The sequence below is a fragment of the Amycolatopsis sp. NPDC004378 genome, assembly GCF_053602455.1.
In genome coordinates this window covers 474,972-499,980 of sequence record NZ_JBSGDR010000001.1, presented here as the reverse complement: position 1 = coordinate 499,980, position 25,009 = coordinate 474,972, and the positions used below count along the sequence as shown (strand labels likewise).

General features: G+C 71.0%; 24 protein-coding genes and 1 pseudogene. 13 read left to right on the top strand and 12 right to left on the bottom strand.

Annotation, left to right across the window (positions count from 1 at the left end):
• From ACWEN0_RS02480 to hppD, 4 genes and pseudogenes are all read right to left on the bottom strand, one after another.
• Positions 1-1,218 (bottom strand): annotated as a pseudogene (locus tag ACWEN0_RS02480) (hypothetical protein); the annotation flags it as partial.
• Positions 1,218-1,526 (bottom strand): type VII secretion target, encoded by a 309-nt coding sequence (locus tag ACWEN0_RS02475; protein WP_395933639.1) that lies wholly within the window; start codon positions 1,524-1,526, stop codon positions 1,218-1,220. The gene ACWEN0_RS02475 and the pseudogene ACWEN0_RS02480, both read right to left, overlap by 1 nt.
• Before the next feature lie 10 nt (positions 1,527-1,536).
• Positions 1,537-2,088: a YbaB/EbfC family nucleoid-associated protein gene (locus tag ACWEN0_RS02470; protein ID WP_451968237.1), complete on the bottom strand. Its 552-nt coding sequence runs from the start codon at positions 2,086-2,088 to the stop codon at positions 1,537-1,539.
• A gap of 128 nt (positions 2,089-2,216) precedes the next feature.
• On the bottom strand, positions 2,217-3,416 hold the full coding sequence (hppD, locus tag ACWEN0_RS02465; protein ID WP_451968235.1) for a 4-hydroxyphenylpyruvate dioxygenase: 1,200 nt from the start codon (positions 3,414-3,416) through the stop codon (positions 2,217-2,219).
• Between the two features lie 108 nt (positions 3,417-3,524).
• On the opposite strand from hppD, the gene ACWEN0_RS02460 reads away from it, so the two are divergent.
• Positions 3,525-3,998: an Lrp/AsnC family transcriptional regulator gene (locus tag ACWEN0_RS02460; RefSeq protein WP_361101351.1), complete on the top strand. Its 474-nt coding sequence runs from the start codon at positions 3,525-3,527 to the stop codon at positions 3,996-3,998.
• A gap of 2 nt (positions 3,999-4,000) precedes the next feature.
• Here the strand turns inward: ACWEN0_RS02460 and ACWEN0_RS02455 are convergent, their stop codons facing one another.
• From ACWEN0_RS02455 to ACWEN0_RS02445, 3 genes are all read right to left on the bottom strand, one after another.
• Complete coding sequence (locus ACWEN0_RS02455) at positions 4,001-4,813, bottom strand: MBL fold metallo-hydrolase (protein ID WP_451968234.1); 813 nt, start codon at positions 4,811-4,813, stop codon at positions 4,001-4,003.
• Positions 4,814-4,862: 49 nt separating this feature from the next.
• On the bottom strand, positions 4,863-5,366 hold the full coding sequence (greA, locus tag ACWEN0_RS02450; RefSeq protein WP_451968233.1) for a transcription elongation factor GreA: 504 nt from the start codon (positions 5,364-5,366) through the stop codon (positions 4,863-4,865).
• 195 nt (positions 5,367-5,561) lie between these two features.
• Positions 5,562-6,005, bottom strand: a complete 444-nt coding sequence (locus tag ACWEN0_RS02445; protein ID WP_451968231.1) for a DUF4307 domain-containing protein — start codon at positions 6,003-6,005, stop codon at positions 5,562-5,564.
• A gap of 136 nt (positions 6,006-6,141) precedes the next feature.
• Between ACWEN0_RS02445 and mca the strand changes: the two genes are divergently transcribed.
• Together mca and ACWEN0_RS02435 are read left to right on the top strand one after the other, a co-directional pair.
• Positions 6,142-7,044: a mycothiol conjugate amidase Mca gene (gene mca, locus ACWEN0_RS02440; protein ID WP_451968229.1), complete on the top strand. Its 903-nt coding sequence runs from the start codon at positions 6,142-6,144 to the stop codon at positions 7,042-7,044.
• A complete protein-coding gene (locus ACWEN0_RS02435) occupies positions 7,041-7,361 on the top strand; it encodes a hypothetical protein (protein WP_451968227.1) in 321 nt (106 codons plus the stop codon). Before mca ends, ACWEN0_RS02435 begins: the two co-directional genes overlap by 4 nt.
• On the opposite strand, the gene ACWEN0_RS02430 is transcribed toward ACWEN0_RS02435, so the two are convergent.
• Both ACWEN0_RS02430 and ACWEN0_RS02425 read right to left on the bottom strand, forming a co-directional pair.
• A complete protein-coding gene (locus ACWEN0_RS02430; protein WP_451968225.1) occupies positions 7,358-9,844 on the bottom strand; it encodes a polynucleotide kinase-phosphatase in 2,487 nt (828 codons plus the stop codon). The genes ACWEN0_RS02435 and ACWEN0_RS02430 overlap by 4 nt on opposite strands.
• Positions 9,841-11,208, bottom strand: a complete 1,368-nt coding sequence (locus ACWEN0_RS02425) for a 3' terminal RNA ribose 2'-O-methyltransferase Hen1 (protein WP_451968223.1) — start codon at positions 11,206-11,208, stop codon at positions 9,841-9,843. Before ACWEN0_RS02425 ends, ACWEN0_RS02430 begins: the two co-directional genes overlap by 4 nt.
• 64 nt (positions 11,209-11,272) lie before the next feature.
• Here ACWEN0_RS02425 and ACWEN0_RS02420 point away from each other — a divergent pair, with 64 nt between their 5' ends.
• A complete protein-coding gene (locus tag ACWEN0_RS02420; protein WP_451968221.1) occupies positions 11,273-13,237 on the top strand; it encodes a thioredoxin domain-containing protein in 1,965 nt (654 codons plus the stop codon).
• An 85-nt stretch (positions 13,238-13,322) separates the two neighbouring features.
• Complete coding sequence (locus ACWEN0_RS02415) at positions 13,323-13,880, top strand: hypothetical protein (RefSeq protein ID WP_451968220.1); 558 nt, start codon at positions 13,323-13,325, stop codon at positions 13,878-13,880.
• 113 nt (positions 13,881-13,993) lie between these two features.
• Here the strand turns inward: ACWEN0_RS02415 and ACWEN0_RS02410 are convergent, their stop codons facing one another.
• Together ACWEN0_RS02410 and ACWEN0_RS02405 are read right to left on the bottom strand one after the other, a co-directional pair.
• Positions 13,994-14,434 (bottom strand): hypothetical protein, encoded by a 441-nt coding sequence (locus ACWEN0_RS02410; RefSeq protein ID WP_451968218.1) that lies wholly within the window; start codon positions 14,432-14,434, stop codon positions 13,994-13,996.
• Between the two features lie 19 nt (positions 14,435-14,453).
• Positions 14,454-15,599, bottom strand: a complete 1,146-nt coding sequence (locus ACWEN0_RS02405; protein WP_451968216.1) for a DUF6745 domain-containing protein — start codon at positions 15,597-15,599, stop codon at positions 14,454-14,456.
• 173 nt (positions 15,600-15,772) lie between these two features.
• Here ACWEN0_RS02405 and ACWEN0_RS02400 point away from each other — a divergent pair, with 173 nt between their 5' ends.
• The 3 genes from ACWEN0_RS02400 to ACWEN0_RS02390 all read left to right on the top strand — a co-directional run bounded on the left by ACWEN0_RS02400 (position 15,773) and on the right by ACWEN0_RS02390 (position 19,672).
• Entirely contained in the window at positions 15,773-17,146 is a 1,374-nt protein-coding gene (locus tag ACWEN0_RS02400; protein ID WP_451968214.1) for a glycoside hydrolase family 28 protein, read from the top strand.
• 78 nt (positions 17,147-17,224) lie between these two features.
• Positions 17,225-19,114: an acyl-CoA dehydrogenase family protein gene (locus tag ACWEN0_RS02395; RefSeq protein ID WP_451968212.1), complete on the top strand. Its 1,890-nt coding sequence runs from the start codon at positions 17,225-17,227 to the stop codon at positions 19,112-19,114.
• A 99-nt stretch (positions 19,115-19,213) separates the two neighbouring features.
• Entirely contained in the window at positions 19,214-19,672 is a 459-nt protein-coding gene (locus ACWEN0_RS02390) for a hypothetical protein (RefSeq protein ID WP_451968210.1), read from the top strand.
• A 46-nt stretch (positions 19,673-19,718) separates the two neighbouring features.
• Here the strand turns inward: ACWEN0_RS02390 and ACWEN0_RS02385 are convergent, their stop codons facing one another.
• Positions 19,719-20,567, bottom strand: coding sequence for a DUF2382 domain-containing protein (locus ACWEN0_RS02385; protein ID WP_451968208.1), 849 nt, complete (start codon positions 20,565-20,567; stop codon positions 19,719-19,721).
• 237 nt (positions 20,568-20,804) lie between these two features.
• Here ACWEN0_RS02385 and ACWEN0_RS02380 point away from each other — a divergent pair, with 237 nt between their 5' ends.
• The 5 genes from ACWEN0_RS02380 (at position 20,805) to ACWEN0_RS02360 (ending at position 24,909) form a co-directional block, all read left to right on the top strand.
• The gene (locus ACWEN0_RS02380) at positions 20,805-21,029 is read left to right on the top strand and encodes a hypothetical protein (protein ID WP_451968207.1); all 225 of its coding nucleotides are present in this window, start codon (positions 20,805-20,807) and stop codon (positions 21,027-21,029) included.
• A gap of 76 nt (positions 21,030-21,105) precedes the next feature.
• A complete protein-coding gene (locus ACWEN0_RS02375) occupies positions 21,106-21,579 on the top strand; it encodes a carboxymuconolactone decarboxylase family protein (RefSeq protein WP_451968205.1) in 474 nt (157 codons plus the stop codon).
• Between the two features lie 143 nt (positions 21,580-21,722).
• The gene (locus tag ACWEN0_RS02370; protein WP_451968204.1) at positions 21,723-23,150 is read left to right on the top strand and encodes an APC family permease; all 1,428 of its coding nucleotides are present in this window, start codon (positions 21,723-21,725) and stop codon (positions 23,148-23,150) included.
• On the top strand, positions 23,147-23,572 hold the full coding sequence (locus ACWEN0_RS02365; protein ID WP_451968202.1) for a hypothetical protein: 426 nt from the start codon (positions 23,147-23,149) through the stop codon (positions 23,570-23,572). Before ACWEN0_RS02370 ends, ACWEN0_RS02365 begins: the two co-directional genes overlap by 4 nt.
• Entirely contained in the window at positions 23,569-24,909 is a 1,341-nt protein-coding gene (locus tag ACWEN0_RS02360) for a M20/M25/M40 family metallo-hydrolase (protein ID WP_451968201.1), read from the top strand. The genes ACWEN0_RS02365 and ACWEN0_RS02360 overlap by 4 nt, the downstream gene beginning before the upstream one ends.
• Positions 24,910-25,009: the final 100 nt, after the last annotated feature.

The window sequence follows — 25,009 nt, the reverse complement described above, 5'->3', positions numbered from 1 at the left end:
GCTGCCATCTCCACCGTGCGTGGGAGTGCTGTCGCCGCCGCGGGTGGGCGATGGGCTATCAGCGGCGCGCGACGGATCGCCATCCCCGGAACGGGTGTGCGGCGCACTGCCGTCACCGTCCGAGCGAACGGCCGACGGGCTGCTGTCCGGCGAGCCGTCGTCCGCGTGCGTGGACGGCGAGCTGTCCCCGGAACCGTCGCGGCTCGAACTCCGGCGGGACCCGGAGTCCGTGTTCATCGGGTCGGAACTCGGCGAATCCCCGTTCGCGTGGCTCGGGTCGCCGCCGTCGCCCGCCGACGTTTCCCCGGAAGAACCCTCCCCACCGTGGGCCCTGGCGTGGACACCGCCACCCTCACCCTTGGGGATCTTGTGGACGAAGCCACCCTCCTTGACCTTCAGCCCGTCCAGGCCGCTGACCTTGCCCAGCACCTTGCCGAAGACCTTCGCGATCTTCTCGAAGATGTCGACCAGCTTCGACAGCAGCGGTGACACCTTGCGGATCGTGTCGGTCAGCTTCTTGAGCAGGTCGCCGATCTTCTTGCCCCACTTGGCGATCGCGGCCGATGCCTGTGCGACGACGACCGGGGTGCCGAAGCCGAGGGAGAAGACCTCCTCCATCACCCAGGAGATCAGTTTGCCGACCAGGTCCGCGATGAGCTGCCGCACGGTCTCCCGCACGAACGACACGACCTGGCCCATGATCATCGTGACCGTGCTGATCGCGCCGGCCACCGTCGCCGCGCCCGAAAGCGCCTCGGAATGCTCCGCCGCAAAGGCCCGGTAGGCGTCGGCGCCCGCGCCGGTCCAGCCCGTCGTGCCGTTCTTGACCGCGTTGTCGAAGTCGGTCTTGCGCTCGCCCAGCGCTTTCGAGACGTTGCCCCACGTGTCCGCGTACGACTGGATCACCGGCGGGTTGCCCGCCACCGAATCCAGCATGTCCTTCAACGGCTGCACGTGTTCCATCAGGAACGACGCCACCGACGACATCAGGTAGCCGAACGGGTCGACCGCCGCCCCGGCGATCTCGCCGGCCAGGCTGAGCACGCCCAGTCCGCCGGAAACCCAGTCGCCGTCCTTGATCCCGTTGAACGCGTCCATCGAGGACTCGGCGATGCCGATGCCGCCCGCCCAGCCGTAGCCGCTGTTGCCCGCCGTCAGCGGCCCCGGTCCGTTCGGATCCTTCTCCGCGTCCGCGACCAGCGGGTTGCCGTCCGGCATCACGCACCGCCCGCGGACTTGTTCAGGTCGTCGGCGACGCCGCTTTCGTACTTGTGGTACGCCGCCGCGGCTTCGCGGACCTTGCCGGAGACGGCGGTCATCGCCTGCACGGCGTCCTTGAGCGCGTCGATCCCGTACTGCTCGACCGGGTCGAGCATCATCCGGAACGGCTGGCAGAGGATGCCGTACGCGTCGGTCGGCATGCTGACCTGGTTCGCCGCGTCGACGGCCTGCTGCAGCCCGTCACCGATGGCGTCGAGCTGCTTCGCGTGCGCGGTGAGGTCGGTGCTGAGTTCCACATCCGTCATCGGTTCCCCCTCAGGAAAGAATCGGCCCGCCGAAGTCGTCGTCATCGTCGTCCACCGGACGGCGGCGCCGCGGCGGTTGCTGCTGCTGCGAAGGCGGCGGAGGCGGCGGGGTCCGCGGCTGCTGCTCCTCGGTGTCCTCCGGCAGGAAGCGGCGGACGCGGTCGGGCTCCGGGAACGCGGGTTCGGGCTCCGGCGGCGGCTCCGGGAAGGTGCTCTGCGCCTCGCGGACGATCTCCGCGGCGGCCTGGTCGCCGGTGCCGGTCGTCTCGGTCATGGCCTGCTGCAGCAGCTCCGGGATCCGCGCCTGCGCGCGCTGCACCAGCTGCATCACCTGCGCCGACACCTCGGCCATCCGCTTCCCGGCCGCGGTTTCGGCGATGACCAGGTTCTTCAGCAGGCCGCGCGAGTCGATCGTCACCTGGACCGTGCCGTCCTTCGACCGCTCGGTGACCTGCTGGCCCTGCATGCGATCGGCCAGCGCCTGGTACCGGGCGGCGTTCTCCTCGAGCCGCTTGGTCCAGTTGTCGATCATCGCGTCGCTGGCGTCGATGCTGTCCGGCATCCCGGCCCCTTCTCTCTGCGTCTCCACACTGACGTCGCCGGGGCTCGTTCGGTTCCCCCCAAAAAAACGCCGTGAAGGCCACCATAGGGGACTTCGAGTCCCTCATGGTGGCCTTCACGGCGGTTGAGCTACAGGTTGCCGCGGCGTTCCTGCTCACGCTCGATCGCTTCGAACAGGGCCTTGAAGTTGCCCTTGCCGAAGCCGAGCGAGCCGTGGCGCTCGATCAGCTCGTAGAACACGGTCGGGCGGTCGCCGATCGGCTTGGTGAAGATCTGCAGCAGGTAGCCGTCCTCGTCGCGGTCGACCAGGATGCTGTGCTCCTTGAGCGTCTCGATCGAGACGCGGACCTCGCCGATCCGGGCGCGCAGTTCCGGGTCCTCGTAGTAGGACGCGGGGGTGTCGAGGAACTCGACGCCCGCGGCGCGCATCGCGGTGACCGTCGCGATGATGTCGTTGGTGGCCAGCGCGATGTGCTGGCAGCCGGCGCCGCCGTAGAACTCGAGGTACTCGTCGATCTGCGACTTCTTCTTCGCGACGGCGGGCTCGTTCAGCGGGAACTTGACCCGGTGGTTGCCGTTCGAGACGACCTTGCTCATCAGCGCCGAGTACTCGGTCGCGATGTCGTCGCCGACGAACTCCGCCATGTTCACGAAGCCCATGACGCGGTGGTACCAGTCGACCCAGTAGTCCATCTTGCCGAGCTCGACGTTGCCGACGCAGTGGTCGACGGCCTGGAACAGCCGCTTCGGCGCGCCTTCGGGCCGCTTGATGCCGCTCTCGCGCGGCTCGTAGCCGGGCAGGTAGACGCCGGTGTAGCGCGAGCGGTCGACGAGCGAGTGGCGGGTTTCGCCGTAGGTCGCGATCGCGGCGACGCGGACGGTGCCGTGCTCGTCGGAGACGTCGTGCGGCTCCTCGAGGATGGTCGCGCCCTGCGAGCGGGCGTGCTCGACGCACTTGTCGACGTCGGTGGTCTCCAGCGCCAGGTCGATGACGCCGTCACCGTGCTTGCGGTGGTGGTCCAGCAGCGGCGAGTCCGGCTGCACGCCGCCGGTGATGACGAACCGGGCCGAGCCGGACTTCAGGACGTACGACTTGCGCTCGAAGACGCCGGTCTCGGGGCCCGAGTACGCGACGAGCTGCATCCCGAACGCGATCTGGTAGTACCAGGCGGTCTGGGTGGCGTTGCCGGCGATGAACACCACCGCGTCCATGGCCTTGACCGGGAACGGGTCGGTCGAGGCGTCGTGGTCGACGAGCCCGACGAGCTGACGCAGCTGGTCGTAGCTGACGTCGTCGAGGCCGCTCTGAGGTTCGGCAGTCTGGGTCATACCCGAAGGATCATCCCTTCGAGGCAAGATGCGCAATCGTCGGTCTTTTCACTGGGCAATCTGCCGAGTCATCGCCGGACATCGGCGGTCATCGTGGACAATCTGTGCATGCCGGAGAACCTGGATGCGCTGGACGCGCGACTGCTGCTGTTGCTCACCGATTCGCCGCGGCTCGGGGTGCTGGAGTGCGCGCGCCGGCTCGGGGTGGCGCGCGGGACGGTCCAGGCCCGGCTGGACCGCCTGACCGAACGCGGCATCCTCGGCGGCTTCCCGCCGGAGCTGGACCTGGCGGCGATGGGCTACGGCCTGACGGCGTTCGCGGTGCTGGAGATCGCGCAAGGCCGTCGCGCGGAGGTGGCGGAAGCGCTGTCGGCGATCGACGAGGTCTGCGAGGTCCACGCGACGACCGGGCAGGGCGACCTGTTCGTCCGCATGGTCGCGCGCGGCAACGACGACCTGCAGCGGGTGATCGACGAGGTGGTCGGGGTGCCGGACGTGCTCCGGACGTCGACGTCGATCGCGTTGTCGACGCCGGTGCCGCCGCGGGTCCGCCCCCTGCTGGAGCGGACCGCGCGGGGCTGACGTCAGCCTTCGTCGGCGACGTGGGCCAGGTACCGCTCGGCCGACCGCTGGACGACCTCGAAGCCGTCGGTGCGGACGATCGCGTCCCACCAGGCCCCGTAGATCGCCTCGAACCGGTAGCCGGCCAGCAGTTCGGCCGCGCGGCGGACGACGTGCGGGCGTTCCGGGACCAGGTTCGGGTAGCTGTACATGAAGCCGACGTGCGTGCGGTCCGGGATCACCTGCACGATGTCGCCGGAGAGCAGCGCGCCCTGGCCCTCCTCGCCGTCCGGCCAGTGCAGCACGGTGCCGCCGGTGAAGTGCACGCCGAGGTTGATCAGCCGCAGGTCCTCGGCGACGTCGAGGGTGGTGCCGGACCACAGCTTCACCGCCGGGTCGGGCCGGCCGATCCACTGCTGGTCGCCCTCGTGCAGGTAGATCGGCACGTCGAACGCGTGCGCCCACTCGACCATCGTCGTGTAGTAGTGCGGGTGGCTGATCGCGATGCCGGTGATCCCGCCCAAGTCGCGGACCTGCTGGACCAGCGCGTCGTCGAGGTACGCGGCGCAGTCCCAGAGGAAGTTCCCGGAGCGCGCCTGGACCAGCAGCGCGCGTTCGCCGATCGCGAACCCGGGGGTCGAGCCCACGCCGATGATGCCCCGGCCCTGCTCCTCGATCCGCGGCGTGTACGTGCCGCTCGCGCGCAGCGTGTCCAGGTTCGTCCACTGCTGCCCGGACTGCGGGACGTACTGGCGTTCGTCCTCGCAGACCGGGCAGTCGTCGCGGGTCACGGCGTACTGCATGCCGCAGGCCTGGCAGATCGGTTCGGTGCTCACGGCGATGTCCTCCCAGAATGTGGATCCTGGGAGGACACGCTAGCCGGGGTTATTTGGCGTCGGTGTACGGAACCGCCTTGACGAGCGTGACCTTCTGGGTCTTGCCGTTGGGCAGCTCGTACTCGCGCGACTCGCCTTCCTTGGCGCCGAGCAGGGCCTTGCCCAGCGGCGACTCCGGGGAGTACACGTCGAGGTCGCCCTCGGCGCCCTCTTCGCGGGTGGCGAGGAGGAACTTCTCCTCGTCGTCATCACCCTCGTAGCGCACGGTCAGGACCTTGCCCGGGCCGGCGGTGCCGTCGTTCGCGGGCGCTTCGCCGACCTTGGCCGAGCGCAGCAGCTCCTGCAGGTGCCGGATGCGCGCCTCGGCCTGGCCCTGTTCTTCACGGGCGGCGTGGTAGCCGCCGTTCTCCTTGAGGTCGCCTTCTTCGCGGCTGTCGTTGATGCGCGCGGCGATGACCGGCCGATTCTCGATCATTTCGTCGAGCTCGTGCTTGAGCCGGTCGTAGGCATCCTGGGTGAGCCAGGTCACCTTGGTGTCGCTCACGGTCACCATCTCCTCGTCGGGCCTGCCAGGCTTGCGTGTTCAAGCCGGCCCACGCGGGCGTAGGTGCCCGCGTGGCTGAGATAAAGGAAAAACACGGCCCGTCTCGGGCCGTGCTGAAGGATCAGAGTATCACGGCGCGACAGGCCGACGCCCGTTAAATCCGCACGCCGTGGGCGTTGGGCGCGCGGTTCACCCCGTTGGCCGCTATGGGGTTGACAAATACTGTGGTACGTCGTACGAGCAGCCGTACACGTCGGCCGTCACCGGCTCCCCGATGCTCTTGATCGTCGTCGTCATCCTGCTGTACTTCGCGCCCGCGGGGATCAGGAGCTCTTTGCGGCCGCTCTCGGCGCCGGTCTTGTCCCGGACGCGCACGATGCACACGCCCGGCCGGTCGTCGTCGTCACGCGTGACGTTGATGGTGATTTCCATCGCATTGTCCGGTTTTCCGCTGAACGCGACCCGCTCGGCGTCGATCGGCGCGGACCCGAGGTTGACGTACGCGACCCAGGCGATCACGCCGCTGACCAGCAGGGCGAGGGCCAGGAAGAGCCAGCGCCGCCAGCGCTTGGGCGTCTTGGTCCGCGCGGTGCCGTACCGGCCTTCGGGCAGCACGGGTGCCGCCGTTTCCGCCGGTCCGCTCGCCAACGCGGGGCCTCCTGCTCGTTCTTGTCGTACCCGCGGGGACAATGGTGGGGCGGGTACGGCTTCGAGTATCCGCCCGCTGGGTGGGCGGCCCGCACGTGGGTCGCGGAATACGGGTAGAGAAGGAGTCGTTCGCAGCATGGTGGACCAGCTGACGAAGCCGCGCTTGCGCATGATGGCCGTGCACGCACACCCGGACGACGAGTCGAGCAAGGGTGCCGCCACGATGGCGCGCTACGCCGCCGAAGGGCACGAGGTGCTCGTCGTCACGTGCACCGGGGGTGAAGCCGGCAGCATCCTCAACCCGGCGATGGACCGGCCCGAGGTGCTGGCGAACATGTCCGAGATCCGCCGGGAGGAGATGGCCCGCGCGGCCAAGATCCTCGGCGTGAGCCAGCGCTGGCTCGGGTTCGTCGACTCCGGCCTGCCGGAGGGCGACCCGCTGCCGCCGGTGCCCGAGGGCTCGTTCGCGGTCGTGCCGCTGGAGGAGTCGACCGAGGCGCTGGTGCGCGTGATCCGCGAGTTCCGCCCGCACGTCATCACGACGTACGACGAGAACGGCGGCTACCCGCACCCCGACCACATCCGCACGCACGAGGTGACGATGGCGGCGTGGGACGCGGCGCCGGACCCCGGGCGCTTCCCCGACGCCGGCGAGCCGTGGCAGCCGCTGAAGCTCTACTACATGCACGGCTTCTCGAAGGCCCGGATGGTGGCGTTCGACGCCGCGCTGAAGGAGGCCGGGCTCGAGTCGCCGTACACCGAGTGGCTGGCCAAGTGGGACCCGGATCGCGCCGATGTGATGGAGCGGGTGACGACCCGCGTCGAGTGCGGTGAATACTTCGAGGTGCGGGACGAGGCGCTGAAGGCGCACGCCACGCAGATCGACCCGAACAGCCGCTGGTTCTTCGTCCCGTTGGAGATCCAGCGCGAGACCTGGCCGACCGAGGAGTACGAGCTGGTCAAGTCGCAGGTCGACAGCACGTTGCCGGAGGACGACCTGTTCGCCGGCATCGGCATCGAGGAGAAGGTGAACACATGAGTCTGACGCTGCCGGCCGGCGTGGCGCTTCCGGTGACCGCGTCGGCACTGGTCCTGACGCAGCAGCCGGGCAACGGCGACAACGGCGGGCAGGGGGAGGACTTCGGCAAGTCGTCCCCGGTCGGCTTCCTGGTGCTGATCCTGTTCCTCATCGCGGTGGCGTTCCTGGTCCGCTCGATGACGAAGCACCTGAAGCGCGTCCCGGCCAGCTTCGACGAGCCCGCCTCCGAGGAGGCTGCCGAAGCTCCGGAGAAGGCCGAGCCCGAGGCGGCCGAGAAGCCCGCGAAGGACTCCTCGGCCACCAAGGCCGACAGCTAGAGCCGCGGGTCCACCGGATCCGACTCCAGGGCGAGCACCGCGAACACGCACTCGTGCACGCGCCACAGCGGCTCGCCCCGCGCGACGCGCTCCAGGGCCTCCAGGCCCAGCGCGTACTCCCGCAGCGCCAGCATGCGCTTGCGGTTCAGCCCGCGCTTGCGCAGCCGCTCGAGGTTCGCCGGCAGCGTGTAGTCGGGGCCGTAGATGATCCGCAGGTACTCGCGCCCGCGCACCTTCACCCCCGGCTGCACCAGCCCGCGCGTGCCCCGCGTCAGGTTCGCCGACGGCTTGACGACCATGCCCTCGCCGCCTTCGGCCGTCAGCTCCTCCCACCACGCGACGCCACGGGCGACCGACGCGTCGTCCAGCAGGTCGACCGCGAGCGTGCGCGTCCGCTGGAACCGCGGGCCGGTCAGGCTCTCCAGCCGCGCGAGGTGCCACGAGTGCGGCCGGTCGTGGTAGGCCGCCCCCTCCGACGCCAGCAGCTGGAACGGCGCCAGCCGCACCCCGTCCAGCCCGGCCGTCGGCCAGCAGTAGCGCCGGTACGCGGCCCGGTAGGACTCCACTGTGGACGACCGCGAAGCCGTGCGCGTCACCAGGTCCGAGACGTCGATGCCGCGCGCGGCCGCCGTCGTCAGCGCCGAGACGGCCGCCGGCAGCACCGCCTGGGCCGCCGCCCCGACCGACGCGTACTGGTCCGCGATCAGTGAGCCCGCCTTCGCGCTCCACGGCAGCAGTTCGGCGTCGAGCAGCAGCCAGTCCGACCCCAGCTCGTCGAACAGCCCGGCCGCGGCCGAGCGCACGTCCGCGAGCAACGCGTCGTTCTGCTCCGCCGGGAAGAACGGCCGCCCGGTTCGCGTGTACACCGCACCGCCGCCCTCGATGCCGAACCGGGAGACGCCGCTGTCCCGGCACACGAGCACCACGGCCCGCGAGCCCATGTGCTTCTCTTCGCACAGCACCGACTGCACGCCGGCGGCCCGGTACTCGGCGAACGCCTCCTCCGGGTGCTCCAGGTAGCCGGGCCGCGCCGACGTCGAGCACGGCGCCATCGTCGGCGGCAGGTAGGCGAGCCACCGCGGGTCGACCGCGAACCGGCTCATCACCTCCAGCGCCGCCGCCGACTGCTCCGCCGAGACGCCGACCCGGCCGTGGTGCGCGGTCTGCACGATCCGCTTCCCGGTGACGTCGGTCAGCTCCAGCACCGCCGGCTCGCGCCCGCCCAGCGGCCGCGACGAATCGAGCGGCTTGGCCGGCTCGTACCAGACGCGATGCGCCTTCACCGAGACGACTTCACGCTCGGGGTAGCGCAACGCGGTCAGCTTCCCGCCGAACACGACGCCGGTGTCGAGGCACATCGTGTTGTTGACCCACTCCGGCTCGAGCGTCGGCGTGTGCCCGTAGAGGACCATCGCGGACCCGCGGTAGTCGCGTGCCCACGGCAGCCGCACCGGCAGGCCGTACTCGTCGGTCTCGCCGGTGGTGTCGCCGTAGAGCGCCATGCTGCGCACCCGCCCGGACGCCCGCCCGTGGTAGCGCTCGGGCAGCCCCGCGTGCGCGACGACGAGGTCACCGCCGTCGAGGACGTAGTGCGCGATGAGCCCGTCGCAGAACTCGTGCGCCTGCCGGCGGAACTCCTCGCTCTCCGCGCCGAGCTGCTCCAGCGACTCGGCCAGCCCGTGCGCGACGTTGACCTTCCGCCCGTGCAGCGCGCGCACCAGCTTCTGCTCGTGGTTCCCGCAGACGACCAGGGCGTTGCCCGCCGCGGCCATTCCCATCACGCGCCGCAGCACGCCCGGGGTGTCCGGCCCGCGGTCGACGAGGTCGCCGACGAACACCGCCGTCCGCCCGGCCGGGTGGACGCCGTCGACGTACCCCAGTTCGGCCAGCAGCTCCTCGAGCTCGGCCGCGCAGCCGTGGACGTCGCCGATCACGTCGAACGGGCCGGTCAGGTCGCGCTTGTCGTTGCGCAGCGGCTCGACGACGATCTCCGCCTCGGCCACCTCGGCCTCGCCGCGCAGCACGTGCACGCGCCGGAAACCCTCGCGCTCCAACGACTTAAGCGAGCGCTGCAGCTCGCCGCGCTGCCGCCGGATCACGTGGTCGCCGAAGTCGCGGTCGGGCCGCGACGCGTTGCGCGCGACGCAGACGTTCAGCGGCAGGTCGAGCACGATCGCCGTCGGGAGCACGTCGTGCTCCTTCGCGAGCTTCACCAGGCTCGCCCGCGAAGCACGCTGGACGTTCGTCGCGTCGATGACGGTCATCCGCCCGGCCGCGAGCCGCTTGCCCGCGACGTAGTGCAGCGCGTCGAACGCCTCGGCCGACGCCGACTGGTCGTTCTCGTCGTCGGCGACGAGCCCGCGGAAGAAGTCGCTCGAGAGCACCTGCGTCGGCGCGAAGTGCGTGCGCGCGAAGGTCGACTTGCCGGAGCCGGAAGCGCCGACGAGCACGACGAGCGACATGTCGGGAACGGTCAGCTTCACGCGGCCACCTCCTTGCTGGTCGTGAAGACCGCCATCTGGGTCGGCGGTCCCGATTCCTGGTCCACCGGTCCGATCGGCACGTACCGGACCTCGTAGCCGCGCCGGGTCGCGACGCCGTCCGCCCAGGCGCGGAACTCGGCTCGCGTCCATTCGAACCGGTGGTCGGCGTGCCGGAAATGCCCCATCGGCAGGAACTCGAACAGCCGGTTGTACTCCGCGTTCGGCGTCGTGACCAGCACCGTGCGCGGCGCCGCGACCCCGAACACGGCGTGTTCCAGCGCGGGCAGCCGCGCCGGGTCGACGTGTTCGACGACCTCCATCAGCACCGCGGCGTCGTAGCCCGCCAGCGCCGGGTCGGCGTAGGTGAGCGCGGACTGCCGGAGCGTGACGCGGGAGTTGTCCTTCAGCCGTTTCTCGGCGACGTCGAGGGCGCCCGCGGCGACGTCGACGCCGACGATCTCGGTGAACGTCCGATCCTTCTCGAGGACGCGCAGCAGCGCGCCGTTCCCGCAGCCGAGGTCGAGCACGCGCCGCGCGCCGGCGGCCCGCAACGCGGCGAGCACGCTGCCGTGGCGCTGCGACGCGAGGCTCTCCGGCTTGTCCGGCAGCTCCGTGACGAGCGCTTCGGCGTCCGCCGGGACGTCGTCCGCCTCGGTCAGCCGCGAAAGCGCGTAGCGCACGATCCCGCGGCGCCGCTCGAGGTAGCGGCTCGTGATCAGCGTCCGCTCGGGGTGCGCGGCGAGCCAGCCGTCGCCGGCGCGCAGCAGCTTGTCGGCCTCGTCCTGACCGACCCAGTAGTGCTTGCCGCCGTCGAGCGCGGGCAGCAGGACGTAGAGGTGGCGCAGCGCGTCGGCGACCCGGTGGGTCCCGGTGAGCGTCAAGTCGACATAGCGGCTGTCGCCCCACTGCGGGAACTCCGGGTCGAGCGGGATCGGCGTCGCCGAAACGCGCCAGCCGAGCGGTTCGAACAGTTTGTGCACGACTTCGGCCCCACCGCGCGCGGTCAGCGACGGTACGTGGACCGCCAAGTCGAACGGCTCGTCGACCAGGTCCGGCCGCGCCGAGCAGCGGCCCGCGAGGGCGGTGGTGAACGCGGCCCGCAGCGCCACCGCGAGGTACGAACCGCCGGCGTACGGCCGGTCGTTGACGTACTGCGTCAGCGACGTCCCGCCGCCGCGGACGAGCTCGACGGGGTCGATCTCGACGAACAGCGCGACGGTGCACCGCTCGGGCGACGCCTCCGGGTAGAAGACGTGCGCGGTCCCGGCGGAAAGCGCGACCGACTGCGCCTTCTCCGGGTGCTTGTGCAGGAGAAAGCCCAGCTCGGTGGCGGGAGCGCGGGTGGTGGTGATCGTCAGCAGCACCGGCTCAGTGTGGCCGAGGGACGGTGACCGCGCGCCCGGTTTTCGCGGGTGCCACCCTGGAGACATGAACCGCCTCGCGAGCGCGACCAGCCCGTACCTGCTCCAGCACGCGGACAACCCGGTCGAGTGGTGGCAGTGGGGTGCCGACGCGCTCGCCGAGGCGAAGCGGCGGAACGTGCCGATCCTGCTCTCCGTGGGCTACGCCGCCTGCCACTGGTGCCACGTCATGGCGCACGAGTCCTTCGAGGACGCCGAAACCGCCGCCGTGATGAACGCGAACTTCGTCAACATCAAGGTCGACCGCGAGGAACGGCCGGACATCGACGCCGTCTACATGGCCGCCACGCAGGCGATGACCGGGCAGGGCGGCTGGCCGATGACGTGCTTCCTGACCCCGGACGGCGAACCGTTCCACTGCGGCACCTACTACCCGCCGGCGCCGCGGCCGGGCATGCCGTCGTTCGGCCAGCTGCTCGCCGCCGTCGCCGAGGCGTGGCGGGAGCGGCCGGGCGAGCTCGTCGACGGCGCCAAGCAGATCGTCGCGCACATCGCGGAGCAGACCGGCCCGCTCCAGGAGTCCGTCGTGGACGAAGCCGTGCTCGCGGGCGCGGTCGAAAAGCTGCAGCAGGAGGCGGACCCGGTCAACGGCGGGTTCGGCCGCGCGCCGAAGTTCCCGCCGTCGATGGTGCTGGAGTTCCTGCTGCGCCACCACGAACGCACCGGCTCCGCGGCCGCGCTGTCCCTGGTGGACCAGACGGCTGAGGCGATGGCGCGCGGCGGCCTCTACGACCAGCTCGGCGGCGGCTTCGCGCGGTACTCCGTCGACGCTTCGTGGATCGTGCCCCACTTCGAGAAGATGTTGTACGACAACGCCTTGCTCCTGCGCTTCTACGCCCACCTCTGGCGGCGGACGGGCTCCGCCACGGCATTGCGCGTGGCCACCGGGACCGCGGAGTTCCTCTTCGAAAGCTTGCGGACGCCCGAAGGCGGCTTAGCGTCTTCGCTGGACGCGGACACCGACGGCGTCGAAGGCCTGACGTACGTCTGGACACCGGCGCAGCTGCGTGAAGTGCTCGGCGACGACTCGGCGGCTTCGCTCTTCGGGGTCACTCCCGAAGGGACGTTCGAGGACGGCGCGTCGACGCTGCGCCTGTTCGGGGACCTGCCGGAAGAGATGCGCGTCAAGCTCCTGGAGGCGCGCGCGAAGCGGCCGCAGCCGGGCCGGGACGACAAGGTCATCGCGTCCTGGAACGGCCTGGCGATCACGGCGCTGGCCGAGGCGGGCGTGGCCCTGGATCGTCCACAGTGGATCGACTGGGCGCGTGACGCGGCCGAGCTGCTCTTGCGGGTGCACGTCGTCGACGGCCGGTTGCGGCGCAGTTCGCGCGACGGCGTCGTCGGGGAGTCGGCGGGGGTGCTCGAGGACTACGCCTGCGTCGCCGACGGGTTCCTGGCCCTGCACCAGGCGACCGGCGAAGCGAAGTGGCTCACGGAGGCGACGAAGCTGCTCGACCTGGCGTTGACGCACTTCGCGTCCCTGGACGTCCCCGGCGCGTACTTCGACACCGCCGACGACGCCGAGGCGCTGGTCCAGCGCCCGGCCGACCCGGGCGACAACGCGAGCCCGGCCGGGGCGTCGGCCCTGGCGGGGGCCCTGCTGACGGCATCGGCGCTGGCGGGGCACGATTCGTCGCGCTACCGCGAGGCCGCGGAGCAGGCGTTGCGCCGGGTCGGCGTGCTGGCCGCGCGGGTGCCGCGCTTCGCCGGGCACTGGCTGTCGGTCGCGGAGGCGCTGCAGGCCGGTCCGGTGCAGGTCGCGGTGGTCGGCGCGGACCCGGCGTTGCGGCTCGCCGCGGCGCGGGGCGTCCACGGCGGCGGCATCGTGCTGGCGGGCGAGCCGGACGCGCCGGGCGTGCCGCTGCTGGCGGACCGCCCGCTGGTCGACGGCGCCGCGGCGGCCTACGTGTGCCGCGGGTACGTCTGCGACCGGCCGGTCACGTCCGCGGAGGCGTTGTCGGCCCAGCTCTGATCGCCCTGGGTGAACGTGGTCCCCCCTGTCGTGCAATCCGCGTAGCGTCAGTAGCGATGTAATCATGTAATCGCGGAGGTGCGACATGGGACGGGGATGGCGAGGAGGCCGCGGCTGGCAGCAGGCCGAGGTGCCCCCGGCGGACGACGCGGCGGCCTGGTTCGGCGGCCGCCTGCCCGACGGCTGGTTCACCGGCGCGCCGGAGATCACGGTCGACCGCGAGGAGATCATCGTGGTCGGCGAGCTGCAGCCATTGACGGAGGAATACGCGGACGACGCGGCCCGCGCGGCCGCCGAAGACGGCCGGATCAGCCGTTTCCGCGAGGAGACGCGCGACGAGCGCATCGAGATCGCGCGCCAGGCCGAGCACCGCTACCAGCGCAAAGTGGCGTGGGGCGCCCGCCTCGGCGGCACGAAGGTGTTGTTCACGACGCACTCGGCCCCGGTGATGACGAGGTTGCGCCAGCCGGAACGCCTGGTGCTGGACACCCTGGTGGACGCGGGCGTGGCGCGTTCGCGCTCGGACGCCCTGGCCTGGGCGGTGCGCCTGGTGGGCGAGCACGCGGACAGCTGGCTGGGCGACCTGCGCCAGGCGATGAGCAAGGTCGACGACCTGCGCTCGAAGGGCCCCGACCTGGCCTGACCCGCAGCCGCGGGGTGCCGTTGGCCGCCGAGCCCGGGCCTGACGCAGGCCCGGTCCGACCACGCGGGGTGCCGCCCCCTCGACGGCACCCCGCGCGCTCTGCCTTGGTCCGCTCAGTCGGCGATCAACACCGGCTCGCCCCGGTGCACCCCCGGGCCCGAAGGCCGGTACCCGCCGTCCTCCCGCTGGCGACGCACGAGCCAGAGGCCCGGCGCGATGCCCGTCGCGCCGTGTTCCGGGTGCACCAGGTACACCGGTGCGGCGTTGCGGATGATCGCCACCGCGAGCCGCTCGGTGTCGAGGACGGCCATCGTCAGCTCGCACGAGCCGACCAGGGTGTGCGGGTTGGTTCCGTCGCCGCCGCGGACCAGTTCGATGCCGTCCGCGGGCGGCGGGCGCCACAGGCCCCGCGGAGATGCGTCGGTCGTTTCCATCGGGATGACGATCAGGTCGCCTTGGGCCTGGAGACCGTCGATCACCGGGACGTCGACCTGCCGGTCGAGGTGGGCGAGGACGTCGAGCCCGGTCGAGTCGAGCAGTTCAGCGAGATACATGTGGGTCACCTCAAGGGGTTCAGGTCCGGCGCCGCAGCTGCGCGTACTGGGCTCCGCTGAGCCCGTACGTCCAGCCGGCGGCGTCGAGGGGATGGTCGATGTCGGCGGGCACGCGCAGTCCGTAGTGCCGGCGCGTGCCGTCGCGTTCGACGGAGCCGTTGACCACCAGCAGCAACCGGGCCGGGTGCCGGGCGGTTCCGTCGTAGAGCCGGAGTTCGAAGCCCGGGTTGCCGGGGTCGCCGGCCCGGCCGAGCAGGCGCAGCCCGGCCTGCTCGACGAACGCCGGCCAGCCGACGTGCTCGAGCGCGCACCGGCGCACCTCGACGTTGCGTTCGTTCACGATCCGGTCCGCGGTGGGGTCCGAGATCACCCAGGACGGCACCCGCGTTCCGTGCCACGCGTGCACGGTCCAGCCGTCGGGGAACGCCACGGCGGGGCCGCTGTCGTGGTGCAGGCGGATCCCGCCGTAGTCGTCGTCCGCGCGTTCGGTGCGCAGGACCAGCGGCCGTTCGGCGACGACGCAGACTTCCGAACGCGGCCACCACCAGCCGCAGGACCGAGCGAGCGTGGCCCACAGCTCCAGTTCGCCATCGTCGGCCGGGTCGAACCGCACGTCGTCGACCCGCCGGTGCAGGTCGTACCGGGCGACCCAATGGGCTTCGTGCTGACCGCCCCAGTGCAGCCCGGCCCGTGTCGTGAGCCCACCGCGCAGGGCACCGGCGACGGAGTCCCGGATCGACCGCTGCAGCACCGCCCCCAAGCCGTTGTTCAGCAACGCCCGCAGCGGAACGCTCAGCGGGTCCGGGGGCGGCCGGTCCGGCAGCCGGTACCGGTCGCGCCAGCCGCCGGTCCGCTGGTCGAGCCGCTCCCGAAGCGCCCGGACGCGGGTCGCCAGGCGCGCCTCAAGCGGCGGATCACCAGCCGCGGAAAGCGCTTGCCCGGCTGGCGTCACCTCGACGGCCGCAGCAGGTGAGGCGACCCACGAGAACGTCGGCGGTGCCGCACCGGCCAGTTCGTAAAGCCGCGAGATGGCCGCTTCGGCGGCCGGGCGGTCGGCCGGTTCGGTGCTCAGCGCGTGGCTCAGCCAGGAATTCGCGATTTCGAGGGCACGGGACCACAGCCCGGGTCCGGGGAAACGGCGGGACTCCCGCCGTCGCGTGCTCACCGCACGAGGGCGCGCACGCCCTTTCGCATAGCCATGACCCGATCATGACAGCAGTTTCACCGCCCGCGCAAGCCTGGACCTGGAGCCGCTTCCGCGCCTAGAGTTCGTCGTGCCCACGGTCCGTGCCGTGGTTCCGCCGTCGCACAGGGTCTTTCCCGTGAAGGAAGGCGTCCATGGACGGCAGGTTCACCCGGCGGCAGCTGATCAAGGGCACGCTGGCGGTCTCACTGGTCCCCGGCATCCCGGCCGCGCCCGCGCACCGGTACCGCGTCGACGTCCCCACGCTCCCGTGGCCGGCGGCGAACGACATCGTCGCGAACACCACGATCCCCGCGTTCCCCGACCGGAGCTTCCCGATCACCGGCTACGGCGCGAAGAACGACGGCAAGACCGACAACACCGCGGCGATCAGGAAAGCGGTCGACGCCTGCAACGCGGCCGGCGGCGGGCACGTGATCGTCCCGGCCGGCGGCAGTTTCCTCACCGGCGCGATCTACCTCAAGAGCAACGTCGACCTGCACCTCGAAAAGGGCGCCACGCTCAAATTCAGCGGTGACGCCTCGAAGTTCCCGAACGTGCTGACGCGCTACGAAGGCATCGAGTGCGTCAACCGTTCGCCGATGATCTACGCGTACCAGGAGAAGAACATCGGCCTCACCGGCGGCGGCACGCTCGACGCCGCCGCGACGTCGTCGTGGAACAAGGGCACCGACCGCGCGTACCTGGAAACGCTGGTGGCCAAGGGAACCCCGCCGGAGAAGCGCGTCGTGCCGGGTTCCGGGCACACCATGCGCTCGACGTTCGTCGAGCCGTACGCCTGCGAAAACGTGCTGATCCAAGGCGTCACGCTGAAGAACTCCATGTTCTGGCAGCTGCACCCGACGCTGTGCCGCAACGTCACGGTCGACGGCGTCAGCACCGACCCCAGCACCGCGCACTCCAACACCGACGGCTGCGACCCGGAGTCGTGCGACCACGTCGTCATCGCGAACTGCGACCTCGGCGCGCACGACGACAACATCGCGATCAAGTCCGGCCGCGACGCCGACGGGCGCCGCGTGAACGTCCCGTGCCAGAACCTCGTCGTCGTGAACTGCGTGATGAACGGCAACTGGGGCGCGATCACCTGCGGCAGCGAGCAGACCGGCGGGATCCGCAACGTCTACGCGTACAAGCTCACCGTGAAGGGTGACACGAAGTTCGCGCTGTACGTGAAGTCGAACACGCTGCGTGGGGGGTTTTCGGAGAACATCAACCTCGACAGCGTCAACGGCACCTTCGCCCGCAACTTCGTGTTCGTCACGGCGACGTACAACAACCAGACGGGGAGCACCCCTCCCTCCTTCGGGCCGTTCACGATCAGCAACTGCTCGACCACGAAGGTCGCGGGCAAGACCTTCGACGTCAGCGGGCTGGCGAACGCCCACGTGCACGGCTTCAGCGTGGCAAACTCCACGTTTGACGGCGTCGCGGACACGTCCGACACGCTGAAATACGTGGACAACGCCCGGTTCTCGAACACGACGGTGAACGGCAAGCCGATCTGAGACCTGCGGAACCGGCGCGGCTGCGGCAGGCTTACCACCAAGTAGCAAGCCTGCCGCACGTCCTATCCGGAGGTAGCCGTGGACGTCCCCGAAGTGCCCGCGAAGGTGGATCCGGACGCGCTGACCACCGTCCTCGACGGCCGCTGGGCCGAGCTGCGCCGCGGCGTGCGCGCGCAGATGACCGGCACGGAGTTCCGGGACCCGGTGGCCCTCGACGTCGAGGCGCACCGCGCCCAGGTGCTCGACCAGCTGCGCGCCCTCGCCGAAACCGACCGGCCCGGCCTGGGCTTCGACCCGGCCTACGGCGGCGGTGGCGACGTCGGCGGCTCGGTGACGTCGTTCGAGATGCTCGGCTACGGCGACCTGTCGCTGATGGTGAAGGCCGGGGTCCAATGGGGACTGTTCGGCGGCGCCGTCCAGCTGCTGGGCACCGAGCGCCACCACGAGCGGTACCTCCGCGAGATCGTGAACCTGGACCTGCTGGGCTGCTTCGCGATGACCGAGCACGGCCACGGCTCCGACGTCCAGCACCTGCGCACGACGGCGACCTTTGTGGACGGCGGCTTCGTCGTCCACACACCGGATGCCATGGCCACCAAGGAGTACATCGGCAACGCGGCCCGCGACGGCCGGATGGCGGTCGTGTTCGCCCAGCTGGTCACCGGGTCCGAGGAGCGCGGTGTGCACGCGTTCCTCGTCCCGATCCGCGACGCCGACGGCGCGCCGATGCCAGGGGTGTCCATCGAGGACTGCGGCCCGAAGGCGGGCCTGAACGGCGTCGACAATGGACGGTTGAGCTTCGATCACGTCCGCATCCCGCGCGAGGCCCTGCTGAACCGCTTCGGCGACGTCGCGGAGGACGGGACGTATTCGAGCCCGATCGAGAGCGACAGCCGCCGGTTCTTCACGATGCTGGGCACGCTGATCCGCGGCCGGGTGAGCGTCGGCGGAAGCGCCGGGAGCGCGACGAAACGCGCGCTGGCGCTCGCGATCCGCTACGGCGAGCGGCGTCGCCAGTTCATGACGCCCGACGGCGACGAGGTCGTCATCCTCGACTACCTCGGGCACCAGCGGAAACTGCTGCCGGCGCTGGCGAAGACCTACGCGCTGCACTTCGCCCAGGAAGAACTGGTGGCGAAGCTGCACGACATCGACTCGTCGGCGCCGGAGGAGGAGCAGCGCGAGCTGGAGGCCCGCGCGGCCGGGATGAAGGCGCTCAACACCTGGCACGCGACGGCGACGATCCAGGCCGCGCGCGAAGCCTGTGGTGGCTCGGGCTACCTGGCGGAGAACCTGCTGCCCGGCCTGAAGGCCGACACCGACGTCTTCACGACGTTCGAGGGCGACAACACGGTGTTGCTGCAGCTGGTCGCGAAGGGCCTGCTGACCAGCTACAAGCACGACTTCGAGGACCTCTCGCCGCTGGCGACCGCACGGTTCTTCACCGACCAGGTGGTCAGCACGATCCTGGAGCGGACGTCCGTGCGCAAGGCGCTCGAGTCGCTCACCGAAGGGTCCGATTCGGACGTCTTCTTCCGCCGCGAGTGGCAGCTGAAACTGTTCGAGGACCGCGAAGAGCACGTCGTCGAGGGGGTGGCGAAGCGCCTGCGCAAGGCGGCGTCGGACCCGTTCGGCGTGTTCAACGCGGCGCAGGACCACGTGCTGCGCGCGGGCCGCGTCCACGTCGAGCGGCTGGTCCTGGAGGCGTTCGCGGCGGCCGTCGAGCGGTGCGAAGACCCGGACGCCCGCACGCTGCTGGAGCGCGTCTGCGACCTCTACGCTCTGTCGGCGATCGAAGAGGACTTGGCGTGGTTCCTGGGCCACGGCCGCCTGACGGCGTCGCGCGGCAAGGCCGTCACGTCGGCGGTGAACAACCTGTGCGCGCAGCTCCGCCCGCACGCCCGGGCGCTGGTGGACGCGTTCGCCATCCCGGAGCAGTTCCTGGCGGCACCGATGCTCGAGTCCTGATTGCCGGGTTGGCCCGGTTTCCCTTGCCGGGGCGGGGAAAGGGGGCGGTTCGCGTGATCTACGCTTGCGCGTCCGCTCCCGCTCCCCGAAGGAACCGCCATGGGCTCACGCCGTGAAAGACGCCTGCTCGAACTCGCCGCGCCGATGATGCAACCGGGCGAAACGCCCGAAGTGAGCTCGATGGCCAAGGTCGGCTCGGTCCGCCAGGTCTTCGGCGAAGGCGTCGCCCTCGGGCTGGCCACGGCCGTCCTCAGCGGCGGCATGCTGTTCTCGATCACCACGCAGCGCGAGCTGTACCTGCTGCTGACCGACCGGCAGCTGATGTTCTTCGAAGCGGACCCCTCGACGGGCGGCCCGCGCAAAGCCCTCTTCGGCCTCCCGCGGGGACAGGTGGCGATCACCGAGCCCGCGAGCGGCTTCCTGGTGAAGTTCGAGCTGTACGTCCAGGGCTGGGACCGCGCGCTGACGCTGTCGATGCCGCCGATCCCGCCGTCGATGCGGAAGAAGGGCCTGCGGCTGCTGGCGGGGCTGCCGCGTCTGCAGGCCGCGCCCGCCTGAACCCGGGGGCGGCCGGGATCGGGGCCCGGCCGCCCGCTCCGGGCGGTCAGGACCGGCGGTGCTTGCCGTTGTCGTCCGTGACCTCGAACTGCTCCTTGCGCACCTTGCCGGACACGGTCTCCTCGTCGGTGACCGTCTCGGTCCGCAGCCGCGCCCGCTCGACCGGCACGGTCTCCTTGCTCACCACCGGCTTTTCGGCGTGCAGTACGACGTCCTGCTCGGCCTCGCCGATCTCGGCCTTGCCGCGGCCGCCGTCCTTGATCGGCTCCCGCTCGATGCGCACCTCTTCGTGCGACACCGGCACCGTGACCTGCTGCTCCTCGGTGACGACGTACTTGCGCAGCCGCACGTGCCCGGTCTCGACCTGCTCGGTGCCGACGTTGAGCCGCTCCTCCGAGCGCGTCATGGCCTGGTCGTCCCGTTCGGACTTGCCCTTCGCGCCCGCCTGACCGCGGTCGGCCATGGCCTGGCCCGTGTCGGCCATTCCGGCCTGGCGACCGGCCTGCCCTTTCCCGGTGCCGCCCATCGCCGGGTCGCGGCCCTGCGTCCGGTCGCCCATCCGGCCGTCGGGCGAGGTCCGCGGCATCGGCAGGCCGTAGTGCTGGTAGAGCCGCGCGCTCTCCTCGGGTGAGAGGTGCCCGTCGGCGTCGATGCGCGGCGCGTCGGAGACGGCGTCCTTGTCGACCCGGACGTGCACGCCGTCCTTGTCGGTGTGCGCGCCCGAAAGCGGGACGAAGCTTTCCTTGGTGCCGAACAGGCCGGTCTTGACGGTGATCCACTCGGGCTGGTGCGTGGCGTCGGCGAGGTAGACGTTGCCGACCTTCCCGAGCTTGTTCCCGGCCGGGTCGACCACGGCACTGTCGATGAGCTCCTGGGGCTGCATGGTCTTGGCCATCGCGGTGCTGCTCCTTTCGCGCGTCGGTGTGTGTGAGGCCACCGTCGGCCGGGTTGTTGATCACGGCAACCGCCGTGGTGCACCCGTGGGTGACCCCGGAAAGTGGTGGTTTGAAGCGCGTCCCGCTGGCGAGGTACGGGGTGTCGTCGCAGGTCGGAGGGGTCGTCCCGGGCGCGGCCGGAGGCGTGGGGGATGGCGCGAAGGTGTGTAACCGCGCCGGGCTGGGAAGGAGAGGGCATGGACCAGTGCGAAGTGATGTGGCGCGTCCCGGCGGACGCGGACGTGGTGATGCAGTTCGTCGGCTGGGACCACCCGCTGCCGGCGGTGGTGCTGCACCTGGGCGACGTGACGGTGACGCTGGCCCCGCCGCGCAACCGGGCGGAGGAGGCCGAGTTCGCGCGCTTCATGGTGAAGCTGTCGGCGGCCGCCCGCGACGCGGCCGAGCAGGTCCTGCCGGTGTGACGGGTGCCACTGGCCGTGCTGTCACAACGGCGACGCGCTCGTCGTCAATGCGGTGACACCGACGAAGGGAACGGTCATGGAACCGCGGTTCAACATGTTCGAGAACGAGCTCGCCGGCAAGTTCGTCAAGCGCCTGATCGCAGCGGCGCGCCCGGTCGAGGAGTCGTCGCTGCCGCACGCCACGCAGGAGCTGGTGAAGATCCGCGCGAGCCAGATCAACGGCTGCGGCATGTGCCTGGACATGCACACGAAGGACGCTGCCGCGGCAGGAGAGACCCCGGTCCGCCTGGCGATGGTCGCGGCGTGGCGCGAAGCGGTCGTGTTCACGGAAGCCGAGCGCGCGGCACTGGCGCTGACGGAAGAAGGAACCCGCCTGGCGGACGCCCACACCGGCGTCAGCGACGACACCTGGGCCCAGGTCCGCAAGCACTACGACGAGGAGCAGATCGCGGCCCTGACGTGCCTGATCGCGATGATCAACGCGTGGAACCGGCTGAACGTGATCGCGAAGAACCCGGCCGGCGAATACCAGCCCGGGATGTTCGGCTGAGGTTTTTCCCGCGGAAGGGGCTTCGCTGAATCGGCGAGGCCCCTTCCGCGTGCGGATCTCACCCCTGACGGGCGAGCCGGAACCGCTCGCCGGGCCGGAAACCTGTGGGCGCCATCGGAAACTCCTGTCTGGGGGCGACGCCCATGAGCGGTGAGCAGCACCAACCCGGCCGGCCGGCGAGCCCGGCCCCCACCTGGATCTCCTGGGTGGCACTGGCCTTGATGACCACGAGCTCGGTGGCCAGCCTGCGGCCGTCGCCGACGATGGCCGTGTACGGCCTGGCCTGCGTCCTGCTGTACCTCATCCCGGCGGTCGTGTTCCTGCTGCCGACCTCCCTGGTCTCGGCCGAGCTCGCGTCGGGCTGGCCGGGCGGCGTCTACAACTGGGTGGCGCAGGGCCTGTCCAAACCACTCGGGTTCCTGGCCGTGTGGTGCCAGTTCGCGATGACGATCTTCTACTACCCGAGCCTGCTCGGGTACGTCGCGAGCACCCTCGCCTACGTCTTCGACCCGGCGCTGGCGGGCAACGGCGTGTGGACCGCCGTGGTGATCGTCGTGTCCTACTGGTCCGGGGTGTGGATCTCCTCCCGCGGCACGAAGGGCGTCGCCGGTCTCGCGAGCGGCGGGCTGATCGTCGGGACGCTCGTCCCCGGCGCGGTGCTGGTGGTGCTCGGGATCGTGTTCCTGGGCCGGGGAAACCCGTCCGCGGCGCCGATGACCGCCGGCCACCTCCTGCCCGCGTGGACGGGACTGGCGAGCCTGGTGCTGATCGTCAACAACTTCCTGTCGTACTCGGGCATGGAGATGAACGCGGTGCACGTGTCGTTCCTGCGCAGGCCCGGCCGGGAGTTCCCGCGCGCGATGTTCCTCGCGATGGCCCTGGTCCTGGTCATCTTCATCCTGCCGGCGCTGGCGATCAGCTGGGTCGTGCCGGGCGAAGAGCTGTCGCTGACCGCCGGCGTGATGCAGGCGTTCGACGCGGTGTTCGCCGAGTTCGGCTGGCAGGCGCTCACCCCCGTCGTCGGGATCATGCTCGTGGCCGCGTCCCTCGGCGGCATGCTCACCTGGCTGGCCGGCCCGTCGAAGGGCCTGTTGCTGATCTCCCGCCAGGAGGGCTACCTGCCGCCGTTCCTGCAGCGGCTCAACAAGCACGGCGTCCAGCAGAACATCCTGGTGGCGCAGGGGCTGATCACCACCGGGATCGCGCTGCTGTACGCGTTCATCCCGGACGTCTCCAGCGCGTACTGGATCTTCTCGGTGATCACGACCCAGGTGTACCTGATCACGTACCTGCTGATGTTCGTGGCCGCGGTCCGGTTGCGCCGCACCAGCCCCGGGCACGCGCGGGGCTTCCGCGCGCCGATGCTGAAGTCGTTGTGCGGCATCGGTTTCACGGCGTCGCTGGCCGCCCTGGTCGTCGGGTTCGTCCCGCCGTCCCAGTTCGAGTCCGGCAACGCCGGCGGCTACGTCGTGGTGGTGGCGGCCGGCGCGCTGGGGCTGGGCGTCGTCGTTCCGATCCTGTTCTACCGGTTCCGCAAGCCGTCCTGGAAGCAGGCGGAGGTGACCGCGTGAGCACCCGCCAGCGGTTCGTCGTGTACGGGGTGACTGCCGCCGTCCTGGTGCTCCTCGTCGTGGTCGCCCTGGCCGCCTGGCGCTCGGCCGCGGCGGACCGGGAAGCGCAGCGGAAGGCGGAGCAGCTCGTGTCCGCGTTGTCCGTGGCCGGCGCCCGGATGCGGGACCCCGCGGACGTGGCCCGCGTCCTCGGGAACGACGGCGGGCCGGTGTGCGCCGCGCCGAACGAGGCCCTGGTCAAGGCGGCGGCGCTCGCGGGGTCGGCGAACGGCAGCGGCGGCCCGGGCGCCCGGCCGGGCGTCGCCGACGGCCGGCTGCTGAACGGCGAACTGCTGGTCATCTCGATCTACTGCCCGGCCGAACTGCCCGGGTTCCAGCGCTTCGTCGCCGGCCTCGAAGCCGGCGACCTCGGAGGTGGATGATGCAGCTGCGCACCCGGATCGCCGGCCTGATGCCCCGCGCGAAAGCGGAGCTGGCCGAGCTGGTCGCGTTCCGGTCCGTCGCCGACCCGCGGCAGGCCCCGGCGGCGGAATGCGACCGCGCCGCCGGCTGGATCGTCGAGAAGTTCGCCGAGCTGGGGTTCGACGTCCGCCCGGAGGAGACCCCCGACGGCAGCAAGGCCGTCGTGGGGTCGCGGGCCTGCGCGGATCCGGGGGCGCCCACAGTCCTGCTGTACGCCCACTACGACGTGCAGCCCGCGCTCGGCGAATCCGCGTGGCGCACGGAACCGTTCGCACTGACCGAAGTGGACGGACGCTGGCACGGCCGCGGAACGGCCGACTGCAAGGGGAACGTCCTGATGCACCTCACGGCGTTGCGCGCGCTCGGCGCGGACGTCCCCGCGCACCTCAAGGTGGTGGTCGAGGGTTCGGAAGAGCAGGGCACGGGCGGGCTCGAGCGGTTCGTGCCCCGGCACCCGGAGCTGTTCCGCGCCGACGCGATCCTCGTGGCGGACACCGGGAACGCGGCGGTGGGCCGCCCGGCGGTGACGGTGAGCCTGCGCGGCATGGTGAACGTCGTCGTGACGGTGGAGGCGTTGGCCGGCGCGGTGCATTCGGGCATGTTCGGCGGCGCGGCCCCGGACGCGCTGGCGGCCCTGGTCGCGATCCTGGCGACGCTGCGCGACGCCCGCGGCAACACCGTCGTGCTGGGCTTGGACCACGACGAAATCTGGCTGGGGGAGCAGTACCCCGCCGACCGCTTCCGCGCGGACGCCGGCGTCCTCGACGACGTGGCCCTGCTGGGCGACGGCAGCGTCGCGGACATGGTGTGGGCGCGTCCGGCGCTGACGATCCTGGGCATCGACTGCCCGCCGATCCTGGGTTCGGCGGCAGCGGTCACCCCTCGGGCGTCGGCCCGCCTCAACCTGCGCGTCCCCCCGGGCACGGCGATCGAGGACGCCGAAGCGGCCCTGAAGGACCACCTCCACTCTGCGGCGCCGTGGGGCGTCCGCGTCCAGGTGGAAACCGAAGCATCCGGAGCACCGTTCCGCGCCACGACCGACGGTCCGGCCTACCGCGCGATGTCGGAAGCGATGCGCGAGGCGTACGGCACCCCGATGACGACCCTCGGCCAGGGCGGCTCGATCCCGCTGTGCACGGTGCTGGCCGAGACGTTCCCGGCGGCCGAGCTGATCCTGCTGGGCGTCGAGGAGCCGCGGGCGAGGATCCACGCACCGAACGAGAGCGTGGACCCGCACGAGCTGGCGGCGATGGCCCTCGCCGAGGCTGTCTTCCTGCGCCGATACGCGGGCAGGTGATGTCTGTGTACACGGTGCCCGTGGTGCTGGTGCTCCTCTTGGTGGGCCCCTTGCTCCTGGAGCGGCTGGAGCGCCGAGTCCTGCCGGCGTCCAAGGAGGA

Excerpts from the sequence above, each read along its gene's own strand:
- ACWEN0_RS02475 (WP_395933639.1), bottom strand. The coding sequence starts at position 1,526 with ATGACGGATGTGGAACTCAGCACCGACCTCACCGCGCACGCGAAGCAG.
- ACWEN0_RS02470 (WP_451968237.1), bottom strand. The coding sequence starts at position 2,088 with ATGCCGGACAGCATCGACGCCAGCGACGCGATGATCGACAACTGGACC.
- hppD (WP_451968235.1), bottom strand. The coding sequence starts at position 3,416 with ATGACCCAGACTGCCGAACCTCAGAGCGGCCTCGACGACGTCAGCTAC.
- ACWEN0_RS02460 (WP_361101351.1), top strand. The coding sequence starts at position 3,525 with ATGCCGGAGAACCTGGATGCGCTGGACGCGCGACTGCTGCTGTTGCTC.
- greA (WP_451968233.1), bottom strand. The coding sequence starts at position 5,366 with ATGGTGACCGTGAGCGACACCAAGGTGACCTGGCTCACCCAGGATGCC.
- mca (WP_451968229.1), top strand. The coding sequence starts at position 6,142 with ATGGTGGACCAGCTGACGAAGCCGCGCTTGCGCATGATGGCCGTGCAC.
- ACWEN0_RS02435 (WP_451968227.1), top strand. The coding sequence starts at position 7,041 with ATGAGTCTGACGCTGCCGGCCGGCGTGGCGCTTCCGGTGACCGCGTCG.
- ACWEN0_RS02420 (WP_451968221.1), top strand. The coding sequence starts at position 11,273 with ATGAACCGCCTCGCGAGCGCGACCAGCCCGTACCTGCTCCAGCACGCG.
- ACWEN0_RS02415 (WP_451968220.1), top strand. The coding sequence starts at position 13,323 with ATGGGACGGGGATGGCGAGGAGGCCGCGGCTGGCAGCAGGCCGAGGTG.
- ACWEN0_RS02410 (WP_451968218.1), bottom strand. The coding sequence starts at position 14,434 with ATGTATCTCGCTGAACTGCTCGACTCGACCGGGCTCGACGTCCTCGCC.
- ACWEN0_RS02400 (WP_451968214.1), top strand. The coding sequence starts at position 15,773 with ATGGACGGCAGGTTCACCCGGCGGCAGCTGATCAAGGGCACGCTGGCG.
- ACWEN0_RS02390 (WP_451968210.1), top strand. The coding sequence starts at position 19,214 with ATGGGCTCACGCCGTGAAAGACGCCTGCTCGAACTCGCCGCGCCGATG.
- ACWEN0_RS02385 (WP_451968208.1), bottom strand. The coding sequence starts at position 20,567 with ATGGCCAAGACCATGCAGCCCCAGGAGCTCATCGACAGTGCCGTGGTC.
- ACWEN0_RS02380 (WP_451968207.1), top strand. The coding sequence starts at position 20,805 with ATGGACCAGTGCGAAGTGATGTGGCGCGTCCCGGCGGACGCGGACGTG.
- ACWEN0_RS02375 (WP_451968205.1), top strand. The coding sequence starts at position 21,106 with ATGGAACCGCGGTTCAACATGTTCGAGAACGAGCTCGCCGGCAAGTTC.
- ACWEN0_RS02370 (WP_451968204.1), top strand. The coding sequence starts at position 21,723 with ATGAGCGGTGAGCAGCACCAACCCGGCCGGCCGGCGAGCCCGGCCCCC.
- ACWEN0_RS02360 (WP_451968201.1), top strand. The coding sequence starts at position 23,569 with ATGATGCAGCTGCGCACCCGGATCGCCGGCCTGATGCCCCGCGCGAAA.